A 15,606-nucleotide genomic window follows, 5' to 3' on the forward strand; every position below is an offset into this window, starting at 1 on the left:
ACCAGCGGGTCGGCGGACCGAGTTGTGCGGGTCCCGCCTGCGGGGCGGCGCGTGCGATGTCAGCAGAAGGAGCCGCCCCGGTGCATCCGACTCCCGCCAGGCGGACTCGCGGCACATCGTGGCACCGGTTGGTGGGGTGTGGTTGGGTGGAGGGATGCACACGAAGTCAGCCGTCACGGCCGGGGCCGCCGTGCGGCCTTCTCCCTCCACCGGTGGCCGCCTCGATGGCTGAGCCCCGCAGCGCTGGCGGTTCCGCCCACCTCGGTTACCTTCCCACGCCGACGACCCGGCTCGAACGGCTCTTCCCGGGGGCGAGGGTCGAGCTCCACGCCAAGCTCGACCTGCTCCAACTCTCCGGCAGCACGAAGGAGCGCACGGCCACCTTCCTGCTGAAGGGCCTCGTCGACTCCGGCGGCCTCGAACCGGGCGGGACCGTCATCGAGTCGACCTCCGGCAACCTCGGCATGGCGCTCGCCCGCCAGTGCGCCGTCGATGGCTACAGCTTCGTGGCGGTCGTCGACGAGCGGGCCAACGTCGCTGCCTGCCGCGTCATGGAGGCCTACGGTGCCGAGATCGTCAACGTCGCCACCCCTGAGGACGGCAACCGGCTGCGGGCACGGATCGAACGGGTCGCCGATCTGCTCGAAGAGCGCAGCGGCGCGGTCACGATGAACCAGTACGGCAACGAGGACAACCCGCGCGCCCATCACGACTCGACCCTTCCGGAACTGGTCGACTCCCTCGGTGGCCGCGCGCCCGATCATCTCTACGTGGCGATGAGCACCACGGGCACCCTGCTCGGCTGCCAGCGCGCGATCGACGAGCACGGCTGGGCGACCCGCCTGGTCGGCGTCGACTCCGTGGGCTCGGTCCTCTTCGGAGGCGAGCCGGGGGAGCGGCGACTTCCGGGCCTCGGAGCGGGCATCGTGCCGCGGCTCTCGGAGCTCGCCTCCCCGGACGCCGTGGCCCGCGTCGACGAGGCCGACATGGTCCGCGGCGCCCGCCTGCTCGCACGGCGCGAGGGCATCCTGGCAGGCGCGTCCACCGGAGCCATAGTCGCGGCCATCGGCAGGGACCTCGACCGCTTCCACAACGACGAGGTGGTCGCCATGCTCGTCCACGACGGGGGAACGGCCTATCTCCCAACGCTCTACAACGACGACTGGGTCCGCGGCGAGATCGACGCTGCGGAAAGGGCGCTCGAGGTGCCGAGCCGCCCGAACCCCTTCGCACGCCATGGCTGAGCCTGCCGACCTCCTCATCGTCGGCGCAGGTCCGAGCGCCATCAGGGCGCTGGTCGAGCTCGACGCCGCCCTGATGGGCGAGCCTGCCGTTCGCCCGCTCGATGTCGTGCTGATCGAGCCGTACCTCCCGGGTGCTGGAGCCGTCTGGGACCCCGACCAGCCGGACCACCTGCTGATGAACGTCGGCTCCGGGATCGTCGACTTCCGGTGCCCATCGGTGCCGCTCTCCCTTCTCGAGTGGCTCGGCGACGAGGCGGAGAAGTATCCGCCACGCAACCGCGTCGGCAGGTACCTCCGGTGGGTCTACCAGCGCCTCGAGGCGTCGCCGCGGTTGGCGCTTCGCCACGCACAGGCGCGGGCGCTCGCCGTCCGCCCCAGCGCTGAGGGCTGGGCCGTCGACACCCGTGACGAGACGCACCTCGCGCGGCGCGTGCTGCTGTGCACCGGCCACGCCGAAGGGTCGATGCCCGACCACAGCGCCATCGCCGGAGGCTCGGCCGACGGTGTCGTCGTCGTCCGCGGAGCCGCCCTGACCGCGTTCGACGTCGTGGCCGGCCTCACCGTCGGCCGCGGCGGACGCTGGGAAGGGGAGCGCTACGTCGCCTCGGGCCGCGAGCCCGAACGCATCGTCCTTGCCTCCCGTTCGGGAGAGCCGATGCTGCCGAAGCCGGAGCACAGCGATCACCAGATGGTCGACGCCGTGCGCGCCCAGACGCGGCGTCTGCACGGCGTGCCGGACGACCGGTGGTGGTCGGTCATGGAGGACGCCGTCGTGGCGGGCGCGGAGTCGGCAGGCATCGCGCTCGACCCTGCCCAGGTCGCAGCGGTGTGGAGGCCCGTTCCCGGGCTGGGTGAGCTCACCTCCCGGGTACGGACGCGCTGGGCGGAGGACCTGGACCGTGCAGCCGGTCGGCTCGATGACGACCCGGCGTGGTGGTGGGGGAGAACCTGGGCGGCAGGCTATCCCGACGTGGTCGGCTCGCTCGCCCACCGCCCCCGCGACCCCGTCACCTGGGAGAGGTTCTCGGCCAGACGCCGCCGCCTGGAACGGTGGGCCTTCGGCCCGCCCCGTGCAACGGTCGCCAGGCTCGCCGCCCTCATGGATGCGGGCCTGCTCGCCTGGACCCACGACCCCTCAGAGCCAGCGCAGGTCGACGCGGTCACCCCCGGCCCCGGCGTGCTGAAGGCGCCTCGGCCCTGGGGCGCGCCGCTCGGTGAGCAGGCCGTCGCGAACGCCCCCGCGCCGTGGCCCGTCCTCCTGCGGGCAGGCCAGGTCACCGTCAGACCGGGTGAGCCGGGCATCCTCACCGACGACTCGGCCCGCTGCCTCCGCGCCGACGGCTCGGCGACCCCGGGGCTGTACGCGCTCGGCCGGCCGACCGAAGGCCCGATTTTCGACCACGACTCCCTCCAGCGGAGCCTGCACCCCGAGCCGCGCCGCTTCGCCCACCTCATCGCCGAGCGGCACCGCACCACCGGAAGGGCCCACACGTGACCGATCAGACAGAGTCCCTCTGCCACGGGGTGGTCCCGCTGACCGCCCGCACCGAGGCCTGGATGGAGGACGTGCTCGCCGACCCGACGCTCTGCCGCGGCCTGCTGCGCGAGCACGGCTCGCCGGTCAACCTGCACGACTTCTCGCCCCTCGCGCGCAACGCGAGCGAACTCGTCGAGGCCGCCGGATCGCGCGGCCTCACCTGCCGGGTGTTCGTGGCGCGCAAGGCGAACAAGTCGCTCGGCCTGGTCGACGCCGCCATGGCGGCCGGGCACGGGATCGATGTCGCCTCGCTGCGCGAGCTGACCCAGTGCCTCGACCGGGGGGTCGCCCCCGACGCTCTGATCGTCTCGGCGGCCGTCAAGTCCGACGAGCTCCTGCGGACCGCGCTCACCGCGGGGGTGGTCGTCAGCCTCGACAACCGCGACGAGCTCGACGACGTGTTCCGCCTCGCGGAGGCGCCTGCCGCGGTGGCGCTGCGCATGGCGGCTGCCGACCCGCGGATCCCAGACTCGAGGTTCGGGCAGACCGCCGACGCCTGGGTCGCGGCCCTCGGCAGCGCTCACGGCCCCGGCCAAGGAGTCGAGGTGTGCGGCGTCCACTTCCATCTCAACGGCTATTCGGCGCAGGAACGCGCCGTCGCGCTGCGTGAGGCCTGCTCGCTGGTCGACCGGCTGCGCGAGCTCGGGCATCGTGTCAGCTTCATCGACATGGGCGGCGGCGTCCCGATGAGTTACCTGCGCAGCGGCAGCCAGTGGCGCCAGTTCTGGCACGCCCTCGACGCCGACAGCGATGGTCGGCTCACCTGGCGCGGCGACCGGCTCGGCCTCGTCGACCCCGATTCCGAGCGACCTTCACCCGCGCTGTACCCGTACTGGCAGGAGATCGTCCGCGGCGAATGGCTCGGCTCGATCCTCGACGACGAACTCGACGGAAGGACGGTCGCGGCCGAACTGGTCGAGCGTGGGCTCGAGCTTCGCTGCGAGCCCGGCCGTTCGGTGCTCGACGGATGCGGCATGACGCTCGCCAGCGTCGCGTTCACCAAGACGAGCCGGGACGGCGAGCCGCTCGTCGGCCTCCACATGAACCGCACGCAGCTGCGCTCCACCTCGGCCGACGTCCTGCTCGACCCGCGCCTCGTCCGCGATCCCGACGCCGACACGCCAAGGCAGGTCGACGACGCCTTCCTGGTCGGGGCCTACTGCATCGAGGAGGAGCTGCTGCTGCGCCGCAGGCTCAGCTTCCCGCAGGGCGTCTCGCGCAACGACACCGTCGCGTTCCTCAACACCGGCGGCTACCTGATGCACATCCTCGAGAGCGCCTCCCACCAGTTGCCGCTCGCCAGGAACCTGGTGCACACGGGCGAAGGTTGGAGGCTCGACGACATCGACGCGGGCTGATCCCGCTCAGTAGGCCCGTGCGTAGGCGGGCGGGATCGGGGGCTCGGGGTGACGGAGGATCTGCGCGGCGCGGATCGGGAAGTTCGGGTCGCGCATCGTCTGGCGGCCGAGCAGCACCACGTCTGCCTGGCCGGTCACCAAGATCTGCTCCGCCTGGAAGGGCTCGTTGATCATGCCGACCGCCGCAGTCGGGACCCCGGTGCGGTGCCGGATCTCCGACGCGAACGGCACCTGGTAGCCCGGCCCGGAGGGAATCTGGGCGATCACGTTGCCTCCGGTGGTGACGTCGATCAGGTCGACGCCACGCTCCTTCAGCCACGAGACGAACTGGACGGTGTCGTCGATGGTGAGGCCGCCGTCGGTCCAGTCGGTCGCCGACAGCCGGACAAGGACGGGAACCGCGTCGCCGACCTCTGATCGGACCGCGTCGGTGACCTCGAGCAGCAGGCGCGCCCGGTTCTCCAGCGAGCCGCCGTACGAGTCGGTGCGCTGGTTGCTCAGCGGGGAGAGGAACTCGTGCAGCAGGTAGCCGTGGGCGCCGTGCACCTCAACCATGTCGAAGCCGGCCTCGATGGCGCGGCGGGCCGCCGCGCGGAAGGCGGCGACGACGCCGTCGATCCCCGCCTGATCGAGGGCCCGGGGCACGGCGAGGCCAGGGAAGGCGATCGCGGACGGGGCGACGGTCTCCCAGCCGCCGTCTTCCGGCGCGAGGCTGCCGTGGCGGTCCGTTCCCCATGGTCCCCACTCGGGCCAGACGCCGCCCTTGCGGCCAGCGTGGGCGAGCTGGATCGCCGCCTTCGCCCCCATGGAGTGCATGAACGAGACGATCGGCGCGAGCGCGTCGCGCTGCTCGTCGTTCCAGAGGCCGAGGTCCTTGGGGGAGATCCGCCCCTCGGGCGTCACGCCGGTGGCCTCGACGATGACCACGCCCGCGCCGCCACGGGCAAGGCCCCCGAGATGGACCATGTGCCAGTCGGTGGCCACGCCGTCGTGCTTGAGGACCGAGTACTGGCACATGGGTGGAATCCAGATCCGGTTGCGCGCCGTCACGCCACGCAGCGTGATGGGCTCGAACAGCTTCTGGGTCATGTCTTTTCTCCCGTCGTCGGTACGGCCGAAACCGTACTGCGCTCGACGGCGGACAACAAGAACGGTCCGTGCAGGACAGAGTCACCCATCCTCGGGCAGCGACGTGGTGCCAAGAGTGTGCCGGTACGCGTCGGCCCGCCTGGGTGGCGTAGCGCGTGGACATGTCCACCCCGACCGGTAACCTCCCACGATCCGCGGATCGGTGGTGATGTGGTCACGCTGGGGGCCGACGATGCGGGCGAGATCATGACCCTGCAACGGGCCGCCTACGTGACCGAGGCGATCCTGCACGACGACCTCGCGCTGCCGCCACTCACCCAGACCCTCGATGAGCGGAGCGACGAACTGGCGGATCCGGCCGTGACCGCGCTCGGGAGGCTGGTGGTCGCGCCCGACCTGCAGGGCCGGGGCTCGGCACACGGCTCCAGGGCGCTGTCGAAGAACACCTGCCCGGGTCGGTCACGACGGTCGAGCTCTTCACGGGTGGGAGGCGCGAACCTGCGCCTCTACGCACGCCTTGACTACGCCGAGACGCACCGTCGCCCGGGCGGCGCCTACAGCCTTGTGTTCATGTCGGAGGCGAGGCGCGCGAGGCACTGACTCCGCGGATCAGTTGCTGATGCCGACGGCGCGGCCCACCATCGAGTCCTCGGTCAGCAGCTCCAGCAGGTAGGCGGCGAGGTCACGGCGGCTGACGGAGCCGCCGAGGCGTCCCTCCTCGCGCTTCTCGTAGGCCTTCCAGTTGCCCGTCGGTTCCTTGTCCGTCAGCCCGGTGGGCCGGACGACGGTCCAGTCGAGACCGGAGTCGAAGACGGCCCGTTCCTGCTCGTTGTGATCCGCGAGCGGCTTGGCGAGAAGGAGCTTCGTGATGAGGCCGAGCAGGCCGGGTAGCTGGGCGGCCGAGCCACCCGCTCCGAGCGAGGACTGCACGATCAGGCGCCGGGTCCCGGCCCCCTGCATGGCCTTGGTGACCGCCCGGGTGACGGCCGCCCGGTGGTTGCTGACGCCTTTCGCGCCTCCGACGGTCACGACGACGGCGTCGGCCCCGGTCACCGCATCAGCGGCGACGGTGGGGTCGGTCGCGTCGCCGGCGATGATCCGGTCCGCGCTCGGCGCGGTCCCTCCGCGGGTGACGACGGTGACGTGGTGGCCTGCCGCGCGGGCGAGCGACGCCAGTTCGGCGCCGCTGCCCTGCGAGCCGCCGATGAGGGTGATCTTCACGATGCTCCAGAGGTGTGAGGGTGGAACCTGGAAAGCCTAGCCACGATCAGGCCGCTTCGACAGGGGTGCCGGTGTCGGGCGTCGTCGTGCGACGCAGCCGTGGTCCGACGAACCAGAGGATCAGCCCAGCTAGGGCCCAGGCGCTCAACACGACGAGCGAGGTGCCACCGCCAGCCCCGCCGAAGTAGGCCGCCGACCGCACGAGCGTGCCCGCGGCGCCGGGCGGAAGCAGTTGGCCGACCATGGCGACGCCGGCAGGCAGCCACTGCGAGCCCGTGGCGATGCCTGCGAACGGGGTGCCGACGAACATCATGGTCTTCGCGGCGAGGAGCCGTCAGGCGCAGTCGAAGGCAGATGGTGGTGACCGGCCACGATCGACGGCGACCCCGAATTGCAGTCCGCGGGCAAAGGCGTAAGCTAATGGGTCGGTCCGCACCAAGATGCGGTGAACCGCACTTCCCCCACACATCACATCCAGCTTTGTCTGAGCGCGCGAGAAATCCCATGACCAACAACCTGACCGTCGGTTCGCCGACCCGCGTGATTGTCGCCTTCACCCTTCCCCTTCTCATCGGCAACCTGTTCCAGCAGGTGTACCAGTTCACCGACGCCGCCGTCGTCGGTCGCATGGTCGGAGTCGACGCCCTCGCGGCGGTGGGCGCCACCGGCAGCCTCATGTTCCTGCTCCTCGGGTTCACCTTCGGTGCCTCCGGTGGTCTCGCGATCCCGATCGCGAAGGCTTTCGGCGCGGGCGACATGGCGGCGCTTCGGCGCTACTTCGCCAACCCGATCGTGGTCGCCGCCGCCATCGCCGTGGTGATCACCGCGGTCGGCGTGTTCGGCGCCAGGTGGCTGCTCACCGTGATGCAGACGCCCGCCGAGCTGATGGCCGACGCCGAGGCCTTCCTGGTGATCTCCTTCTGGGGCACGCCGATCGTGATGGCCTACAACCTCCTCGCCGCCGTCATCCGCGCGCTCGGCGACAGCCGGACCCCGCTGTACTTCCTGATCCTCAGCTGCGTGCTCAACGTGATCCTCGTCGTGGCTTCATCGGCGGCTTCGGCTGGGGAGTGCCCGGCGCGGCGCTGGCCACCGTCCTGGCGCAGGCCGTCTCGGTCGCGCTGTGCATCGTGCTGATCTGGCGCCGGATGCCGCAGCTACGGCTGACCCGCGCCGACTGGCGCTCGCAGCCGGGCGAGATGGGCGAGACCGTGCGACCCGGCCTGGCCATGGGCTTCCAGATGTCGGTGATCGCCATCGGCGCCGTCGTGCTCCAGTACGCCATCAACGGGCTCGGCTCGGAGGCGGTTGCCGCGTTCACGGCCGCCATGCGGGTCGACCAGATCGCCGTCGCCCCGCTCAGCTCGTTCGGCGTCGCCCTGACCACCTACGTCGCGCAGAACCGCGGTGCGGGGCAGTGGGCGCGGATCAGGATCGGCGTGTGGCGCACCAGCGTCGTCACCTGGTTCCTGGCCATCGTGCTCGGCGGCGTGATCATCCTGCTCGGCAGCCCCATCGTGCGGCTGTTTGTCGGGGACGGAGAGCCCGGCGTCGTCGCCTATGCCCACGACTACCTGATCGTGCAGGGCGCGCTGTACCCGATCCTCGCGTCGCTTTTCGTGCTGCGCTACGCGATCCAGGGCCTCGGCGCGACCGCCGTGCCGACCTTCGCGGGTTTCATGGAGTTGGTCTTCCGCTCGGTCGCGGGCCTCGTGCTCGTCGCCCCGCTCGGCTTCCTCGGCATCGCGCTCGCGGCTCCGCTTGCCTGGGTGGGCGCCCTCATCCCGGTCGCGTTCTCGTGGTTCGCCTGGCGTCGGGCGCTGATGGGTGAGCCAGACGGCGCCCCGGAGCCGACGCCGGTCAGGCGCCTGCGCCTCGCCCGGGCCAGCTGATCCGGCGCCTGCGCCTCGCCCGGCCAGTTGACCCGGGCCCCGGTGTGGCTCGGGTTGGGTTCCGGGATGAGCACCTTTCCGGACTCGTTCTCCGCTGAGCGGTATCGACTGCAGACAACGCTGGACCCAGCGCATCGAACCCGGAAAAGTGCTCATCGCAGCAGCCCGGGCGCGCGACAGGGGCGGTTCGACGTGGGCTGTTAGCTTTGGCCGGGACGACAGGAGCATCCATGACGCAGAACCAGCCGGATCAGCCCAACGGCAACGGACGCATCACCTTGCTGATCATCCTCGGTGTGTGCCTGGTCACGGCCGTCGTCATGGTGGTCACGGCGCTCAGCCTCTGACCACGCTCAGCCGCAGTGGCATCAGATCGCCCAACGTCGCCTGGAGCCACGGATGATGTGCGCGGATCGACGAGATGAGCTCCAGCCGGGCAGACCCGCGGTGTCGACGTCGACGCGCTCAAGACAGCGACGGCGCGACGGCTTCCAGCGTGTCGGCCCCGCATGGATCTTCGCGGCCATCGCCGCGGCCTCCTGGTTCAGGAACGTGGCCTCGAAGGCCATCCCCTCCTGCGGCAGCGTTGCGAGGCACTCGTCGTAGCGGTCGTGCAGCATCCGCATACACTCGTCGAACGAGGCCTCCCGCCCGTCGAGGAGCCGCGCCCGACTCAACTGGAGCGACATCCCCTCCGGCACCGAGGCGGGATCGGCCAGCCAGGGAACGAGGAATCGACGGGTGTGAAGGGGATCTGCTCCATGAGGCTGGACGGTAGCGGATATGGCATCGCCGCGGTGAAGTGGCCGAATCCATGCCACGGTGGAGGGAAAGGCGTCGTCAGCGCCGCCGGATGGAAGGAGTCGACGATGCTCGCTGAGTTTCCCGCCAATCAGGCCTTCACGGTCGCGTGGTTCGGGCTGATGACACTGGTCTGGTTCGGGTGGGCGCAGGAGGACCCACCGACAAAGGCCCGGCTGTGGCTCGGGATCGGATCCGTGCTCGGGCTCGCGCTCGCCGGCTTCTTCGGCCCGGCCGTCGTCACCCGGTGGAGTGACGGGAACATCATCGACGGCGCCACCGGGCCGGTCTTCGCCGTGGTCACCGTCATCGAGGTGCTCGCCGCGCTGCTCGGATCGATCTGGCTGCACCGCACGGGAAAGGGCCGCTGGATCGCCTGGTGGATCGCCATGGTGGTTGCTCTCCACTTCATCCCGCTCGGCCTCATCGTGCTCGGCGACCTGTCCGTGGTCATCCTCGGCTGCGTCCAGGCCGCGATGCTGCTGGCCATCATCCCTTCGCTCAAGCGTCAGAGCGGCACGACGAGCCGGGTCGTCGGCCCCATGATGGGCGCGACGCTGCTGATCTTCGGGCTCGCCGGAGCCATGGCCTACGCGGCGCGCTGGGGCCTTCCGCCCTGGTGATCAGGGGATCGGCTCGATGTCGACGTCGGGGATGCCGTCCTCGTTCATGTCGGCGGAGCGCTTCAGCCTCGCCGACCAACGCAGCGCGATCGCGCCGAGCACCGCGGAGATCAGCGAACCGGCCAGGATCGCGAACTTCGCGGCCGCCGTGTGGGCGCCGTCGGGGAACGACAGTTCGGCGATCAGCAGCGACACCGTGAAGCCGATGCCGGTCAACAGGCCGACGGGCAGCAGGTCGCGCAACCCGATCGCGTCGGGCAGCCGCAGCGGGGTGAGCTTCGTGACAAGCGCCGTCGTGCCCATCACGCCGACGACCTTTCCGAAGACGAGCCCGAGGATGATCGCCAGCAGCACGGGCTGCCGCAGGACAGCGAGGGGCCCGTCACCGTCGACCAGATTCACCCCCGCCGCGAAGAAGGCGAAGATCGGGACCACGAGGCCCGACGAGAACGGCTGGATCTTCTCGACGAAGCTGTGCGTGCGCGAGTGCGCCTCGCCGTGCACGGGGCGGGCCGGGACGACAAGGCCGAGCAGCACACCCGCGATGGTGGCGTGCACGCCCGACTCGTGCATGAACGCCCACGCGACAAGCGCCACCGGGACGAGCAGCCACCAACGGGTGGTGCGCATGCGGGCAAGGACGGCGAACACGACAACACAGGCGACGGAGGCAAGCAGCCACAGCGGCGAGATGGAATCGGTGTAGAAGACCGCGATCACGACGATGGCCAGCAGGTCGTCGACGACGGCGAGGGTGAGCAGGAACACGCGCAGCGCCCGGGGGAGTCCACGCCCGAAGACGGCGAGCACCGCCACGGCGAAGGCGATGTCGGTCGCCGTCGGGATCGCCCAGCCATCGAGCGCGGCCGTGTCGCCGGACGCGGAGATCACCGCGAAGTAGACCAGTGCAGGAACGGCCATGCCACCGACCGCGGCGGACACCGGGACGGCCGCGAGCCGCGGGTTGCGCAGGCTGCCTGCGACGATCTCCTGCTTCAGTTCGAAACCCACGACGAGGAAGAAGATCGCGAGCAGCCCGTCGGCCGCCCACTGGCTGAGCGTCAGATCGAGGTGCAGCGGCGAAGACGGGCCGACCGTGAGCGCCGACAGGTCGGCATAGGCCCCGCGCCAGGGGGAGTTCGCCCAGATCAGCGCGATGGCCGCGGCGATCAGGAGCAGGACGCCGGCGACGGTCTCCCTTGACACGAAATCGCGCAGGCGGGTGAGAGGTGTGGTCATGGGTGCCTTTCTGGTCATCCCCATCGGTGTGTCGACGGGCGCCGACCAGACTTCCCGGCACACCGTCGGCCAGTTTACAGCTCAGACACGCCTGATCCCACATCCCGACGACACTCATACATAGTCCCCGCGAACGAAGGGGCCGTACCTCACATACTTTTCCCCGGGAAACAGTGACCGGCCACGATGGGGTGTGGAGGTTGGAGAGAAGCTGTCGATGGCAGCCCGAGTCGAGATCACGAAGAAGTACGCCAAGGCCTATGCCGCGGCCCCGAAGAAGGGCAAGTCCCAGATCCTCGACCACGTGGTCGAGATCACCGGCTGGAACCGTGACCATGCCCGCCAGCAGTTGGTGGCCCGGTTGAAACAGGCCCCGGGACGGGCCACCGCGACGGTCGCGGTGATCGATCGGCGCAAGACCAAGGCGTGTAAGTACTCCTACGACGCCAGGCTGATCCTGCAGCGGGTATGGGCGGCCTCGGGGGGCAGCTGCGGGCAGTACCTCGCCGCATCCATGAGCGATCTGATCGATGCGATGGAAGCCGAAGGCGAACTGGTGCCTAGCCAGGACCGTTACAGCGCCGAGGTCAGGGCCGAGCTGGAATCGATGTCGGCGGCCACGATCGACCGGTACCTCGCACCGGCGCGGGCGAAGGACCCGATCCGAGGAAAGACCGCCACCAAGCCCGGCAGCCTGCTACGAAACTCGATCACCGTGCGTAAAGCCGGTGACGAGGTCGAAGCCGAACCCGGGTTCTTCGAAGTCGACACCGTGGCCCACTGCGGCCCCACGCTGAAGGGCGAGTTCGCCCGCAGCGTGAACTTCACCGACATGCACATCGGCTGGAGCTTCACCTACTCCATCCGCAACAACGCCCACCTCCACATCCGGACCGCGTTCGACCACTTCATCGCCCAGGTCCCGTTCGCGGTCACCGGGATCGATTGTGACAACGGCTCGGAGTTCATCAACCACGACCTGATCGGCTGGGCCGGCCAACGAGAGGTGTTCTTCACCCGGTCGCGGCCTTACAAGAAAAACGATCAAGCCACCATCGAATCGAAGAACAACCATCTCGTGCGCCGCTACGGCTTCTACCACCGCTACGACACCGCCACCGAACTCGCGTTACTCAACCAGCTATGGCCGCTGGTCAACGACCGGCTCAACTTCTTCACCCCCACGAAGAAACCCGAAGGCTGGGCCACCGACACCGTAGGGCGCCGCAAACGCCTCTACGACAAGCCACGCTCCCCCTACCAGAGGCTCCTGGCCGCCGGGGTCCTCAACCCCGCCCAGGAAACAGAACTAGCCGCCTACAAGGCCACCCTCAAACCCGTCGCAATGCAACGACGCATCACCGAGATCCAACAGGAGCTCACCCGACTCGCAGGCCGAAAGACAGCCCGTCTCGAACAACACATCGCATGGAAGGCACCCGACCCCGCCGGCCTCAAAACCCGGGCCAGCTAACCCGGCTCTTCACAGAAGGCAGTGGGTTGAAGGGGAGCGTTTGAGCGACTGCTGACCCGGGGCCCTGCAGCGTTGGTGGGGCCGGGGTGGGGTGGGGGCCCTCGGGTTGGCAGGATGAAGGTGTCTACGCCTCATCTGATCACCCAAGGGCCCTTATGCGAAACGCTACCCCACCTTCCCTTGACATGTTCTGCCGGCTCGACCGTCTCGGGCTGACCGTGACCGCGCAACGGGTCGAACCCGACCACACGGTCCTGCGCTGCCGGCCCACCACCGCGCCCGCGCCATGCCTCGGCTGCGGCGAGCGCGGAATCCGCCACGACTCGGTACTACGGCGCCTGGCGCACGTGCCGTACGGCTGGAAGCCCACAATCCTGGAGATCGTCGTTCCCCGCTACCGCTGCCTGGAATGCCGCCGGATCTGGCGACACGACATCCGGGCCGCAGCTCCGTCGAAGGGGAAACTCTCCCGCGACGCGATCATGATGGCGGTCAAGTCCATCGTGGTTGACCGCATGTCGATCGCGAGGGTCGCAGCCAATCTCGCAGTGGCGTGGAACACGGCCTGCGACGCGATCCTGGCCGCCGGCGCCGAGCTGCTCATCGACACCCCAGGCCGGCTGGATGGGGTCACCGCGATCGGGGTGGATGAGCACGTGTGGCGCCATACCCGCCGCGGCGACAAGTACGTCACCGTGATCATCGATCTTACTCCGACAAGGACCGGAACCGGCCCTTCGCGGTTACTGGCCGTGATCGAGGGCCGATCCAAGCAGGTGTTCAAGGACTGGCTCGAGGCCCGGACGCAGGCGTTTCGAGACTCGGTGGAGGTGGTCGCGATGGACGGGTTCACCGGCTACAAGTCAGCCGCCGTCGAAGCGATCGACACCGTCGTCACCGTGATGGATCCCTACCATGTCGTGGCACTGGTCGGCGACAAACTCGACCAGTGCCGGCAACGCATCCAACAGGAGACCCTGGGGCATCGTGGCCGTTCCGGGGACCCGCTCTACGGCATCCGACGCGTCGCCCGTGTCGATGCCGCATGAATACTGACCCCCAGGTGCCGAGCGAAAGTTGACCCCCTCGGTCAGAGTGAGGGAGTGATCAGCGTGGAGGATTGGGCCGAGATCAGACGGCTCCACAAGTCGGAGAAGATGGCGATCAAGGCGATCGCCCGCCAGTTGGGGGTGGCGAGGAACACGGTGCGGGCGGCGTTGTCCTCGGATGGTCCCCCGAAGTATGAGCGTGCTCCTGCGGGGTCGGTGGTGGATGCGTTCGAGCCACAGATCCGGGCGTTGCTGTCGAGGACGCCGACGATGCCGGCCACGGTGATCGCGGAGCGGATCGGGTGGACGCGGTCGGCATCGGTGCTGCGGGCCAAGGTCGCCGAGCTGCGGCCGTTGTTCGCGCCGCCGGATCCGGCCGATCGGACCGAGTACCAGCCTGGAGAGATCGTGCAGTGTGATCTGTGGTTCCCACCCAAGATCGTGCGGGTCGCTGCGGATGTTTGGACCGCGCCGCCGGTGCTGACCATGGTGGCGGCGTGGTCGGGGTTCATCGCCGCGGTGCTGCTGCCGTCCCGGACCACTGGGGATCTGCTGGCGGGGATGTGGCAGCTTCTGTCTGGCAGCTTCGGTGGAGTGCCGAAGACGCTGGTGTGGGACAACGAGTCCGGTATCGGTCAGCATCGCCGCCTCACAGTGGCTGCGCGGGCGTTCGCTGGGACGTTGGGGACCCGCATCTTCCAGACCAGGCCCCGGGATCCGGAGGCCAAGGGGGTGGTGGAACGCGCCAACGGGTTCCTGCAGACCTCGTTCCTCCCGGGTCGCGAGTTCGGGTCCCCGGCCGAGTTCAACACCCAACTCGCAGCATGGTTGCCCAAAGCGAACCAGCGGTTGCTGCGTCGCACTGGCGCCAGACCCGCGGACCGGCTCGCTGCAGACGCAGCGGCGATGGGTGTGTTGCCGCCGGTGCCGCCTGCGGTCGGGTTCACCGACCGGATCAGGTTGGGGCGTGACTACTACGTGCGGGTGATGGGCAACGACTACTCCGTGGACCCGGCCGCCATCGGACGCTTCGTCGACATCACCTGCGATCTGGAGCACGTCACGGTCAGCTGCGCCGGGACCGTGGTGGCCGAGCATGAGCGGTGCTGGGACCTTCGGCGCACGATCACCGACCCAGCCCATGTCGCGGCCGCCAAGCAGCTGCGCGCAGCCTTCCAGTCCCGCAACACCCCGACCACCGGGAGGGTGGAGCCAAGCCATCAGGTCGGGATGCGGTCGCTGAGTGACTACGACGCACTGTTCAACCTGAACACTGCCCCCGCGCAGTCGGTGAAGGAGGTGGCGTGATGACCACCGGCAAGGACGTCGCAGCCGAGATCGCGTTCCTGGCGCGGGAGCTGAAGACCCCGGTGATCACCGAGACCTTCACCACGCTGGGTGACCAGGCACGCGAGGCCGGCTGGTCCCACGAGGAATACCTCGCCGCGGTCCTGGGCCGGCAGGTCGCATCCCGCACCGCCAACGGCACCAGGATGAGGATTTCGGCAGCCCACTTCCCGCAGGTCAAGACCATGCAGGACTTCGTCTTCGACCACATCCCCGCCGCCACGCGCGACGTGGTCGCGCACCTGGGAACCTGCACCTTCATCGCGAAACGGGAGAACGTGGTCCTGCTGGGACCACCCGGGACCGGCAAAACCCACCTGGCGATCGCATTGGGCATCAAGGCCGCCGAAGCGTCCTACCCAGTGTTGTTCGACTCCGCCACCGGCTGGATCCACCGGCTGGCCCAAGCCCACACCAAAGGCAGCCTCGAACGAGAACTACGACGACTGAACCGCTATCGACTGCTCATCATCGACGAAGTCGGATACCTGCCCCTGGACGCCGCCGCAGCAGCGTTGTTCTTCCAACTCGTCGCCTCCCGCTACGAGACCGGCTCGATCATCGTGACCTCGAACCTGCCCTTCAGCCGCTGGGGAGAGACCCTCGGCGACGACGTCGTCGCAGCAGCCACCATCGACCGGCTCGTCCACCACGCCCACGTCATCGGCCTGGACGGCGACTCCTACCGAACCCGCGCACACCGCGACACCATCAACCAGCAAACCAAGTAAC

Annotated in this window: 15 protein-coding genes and 1 pseudogene; 11 read left to right on the top strand and 5 right to left on the bottom strand. The window is 69.3% G+C overall.

Translation table 11 applies throughout. The features are described 5' to 3' along the window. Window positions 1-224: 224 nt before the first annotated feature. From BW733_RS12255 to BW733_RS12265, 3 genes are read left to right on the top strand one after another with little or no spacing between them, the layout of a single operon-like run. Window positions 225-1,244, top strand: coding sequence for a cysteine synthase family protein (locus BW733_RS12255; protein WP_077350842.1), 1,020 nt, complete (start codon window positions 225-227; stop codon window positions 1,242-1,244). Next, a complete protein-coding gene (locus tag BW733_RS12260; RefSeq protein ID WP_077350844.1) occupies window positions 1,237-2,739 on the top strand; it encodes an FAD/NAD(P)-binding protein in 1,503 nt (500 codons plus the stop codon). The genes BW733_RS12255 and BW733_RS12260 overlap by 8 nt, the downstream gene beginning before the upstream one ends. After that, window positions 2,736-4,139, top strand: a complete 1,404-nt coding sequence (locus BW733_RS12265; RefSeq protein ID WP_077350846.1) for a type III PLP-dependent enzyme domain-containing protein — start codon at window positions 2,736-2,738, stop codon at window positions 4,137-4,139. Before BW733_RS12260 ends, BW733_RS12265 begins: the two co-directional genes overlap by 4 nt. Window positions 4,140-4,145: 6 nt before the next feature. On the opposite strand, the gene BW733_RS12270 is transcribed toward BW733_RS12265, so the two are convergent. After that, window positions 4,146-5,228, bottom strand: a complete 1,083-nt coding sequence (locus tag BW733_RS12270; RefSeq protein WP_077350848.1) for an NADH:flavin oxidoreductase/NADH oxidase — start codon at window positions 5,226-5,228, stop codon at window positions 4,146-4,148. Window positions 5,229-5,438: 210 nt separating this feature from the next. Between BW733_RS12270 and BW733_RS12275 the strand changes: the two genes are divergently transcribed. Further along, entirely contained in the window at window positions 5,439-5,828 is a 390-nt protein-coding gene (locus BW733_RS12275; protein WP_202970200.1) for a hypothetical protein, read from the top strand. 9 nt (window positions 5,829-5,837) lie between these two features. Here BW733_RS12275 and BW733_RS12280 read toward each other — a convergent pair whose 3' ends face one another. Both BW733_RS12280 and BW733_RS12285 read right to left on the bottom strand, forming a co-directional pair. Beyond that, entirely contained in the window at window positions 5,838-6,449 is a 612-nt protein-coding gene (locus BW733_RS12280) for an NAD(P)-dependent oxidoreductase (protein ID WP_161490228.1), read from the bottom strand. Between the two features lie 46 nt (window positions 6,450-6,495). Further along, a complete protein-coding gene (locus BW733_RS12285; RefSeq protein ID WP_152024697.1) occupies window positions 6,496-6,759 on the bottom strand; it encodes a hypothetical protein in 264 nt (87 codons plus the stop codon). A 194-nt stretch (window positions 6,760-6,953) separates the two neighbouring features. On the opposite strand from BW733_RS12285, the gene BW733_RS12290 reads away from it, so the two are divergent. Next, on the top strand, window positions 6,954-7,586 hold the full coding sequence (locus BW733_RS12290; protein WP_161490229.1) for an MATE family efflux transporter: 633 nt from the start codon (window positions 6,954-6,956) through the stop codon (window positions 7,584-7,586). After that, window positions 7,520-8,341 (top strand): MATE family efflux transporter, encoded by an 822-nt coding sequence (locus BW733_RS12295; protein WP_077350856.1) that lies wholly within the window; start codon window positions 7,520-7,522, stop codon window positions 8,339-8,341. Before BW733_RS12290 ends, BW733_RS12295 begins: the two co-directional genes overlap by 67 nt. A gap of 368 nt (window positions 8,342-8,709) precedes the next feature. Here the strand turns inward: BW733_RS12295 and BW733_RS12300 are convergent, their stop codons facing one another. Continuing rightward, the gene (locus tag BW733_RS12300; RefSeq protein WP_152024698.1) at window positions 8,710-9,030 is read right to left on the bottom strand and encodes a DUF6176 family protein; all 321 of its coding nucleotides are present in this window, start codon (window positions 9,028-9,030) and stop codon (window positions 8,710-8,712) included. A 180-nt stretch (window positions 9,031-9,210) separates the two neighbouring features. Between BW733_RS12300 and BW733_RS12305 the strand changes: the two genes are divergently transcribed. After that, a complete protein-coding gene (locus tag BW733_RS12305) occupies window positions 9,211-9,765 on the top strand; it encodes a hypothetical protein (RefSeq protein ID WP_077350860.1) in 555 nt (184 codons plus the stop codon). On the opposite strand, the gene nhaA is transcribed toward BW733_RS12305, so the two are convergent. After that, entirely contained in the window at window positions 9,766-11,004 is a 1,239-nt protein-coding gene (nhaA, locus tag BW733_RS12310; protein WP_152024699.1) for a Na+/H+ antiporter NhaA, read from the bottom strand. 217 nt (window positions 11,005-11,221) lie between these two features. Here nhaA and BW733_RS12320 point away from each other — a divergent pair, with 217 nt between their 5' ends. From BW733_RS12320 to istB, 4 genes and pseudogenes are all read left to right on the top strand, one after another. Continuing rightward, the gene (locus BW733_RS12320) at window positions 11,222-12,478 is read left to right on the top strand and encodes an integrase catalytic domain-containing protein (protein ID WP_152024700.1); all 1,257 of its coding nucleotides are present in this window, start codon (window positions 11,222-11,224) and stop codon (window positions 12,476-12,478) included. A 155-nt stretch (window positions 12,479-12,633) separates the two neighbouring features. Further along, window positions 12,634-13,521, top strand: a pseudogene (locus BW733_RS12325) (ISL3 family transposase); the annotation flags it as partial. A gap of 60 nt (window positions 13,522-13,581) precedes the next feature. Continuing rightward, complete coding sequence (gene istA / locus BW733_RS12330) at window positions 13,582-14,835, top strand: IS21 family transposase (RefSeq protein ID WP_077350864.1); 1,254 nt, start codon at window positions 13,582-13,584, stop codon at window positions 14,833-14,835. Beyond that, entirely contained in the window at window positions 14,835-15,605 is a 771-nt protein-coding gene (gene istB, locus BW733_RS12335; RefSeq protein WP_077350866.1) for an IS21-like element helper ATPase IstB, read from the top strand. The genes istA and istB overlap by 1 nt, the downstream gene beginning before the upstream one ends. Window position 15,606 lies beyond the last annotated feature (1 nt).

Source organism: Tessaracoccus flavescens, from assembly GCF_001998865.1.
GTDB classification, from domain to species: domain Bacteria; phylum Actinomycetota; class Actinomycetes; order Propionibacteriales; family Propionibacteriaceae; genus Arachnia; species Arachnia flavescens.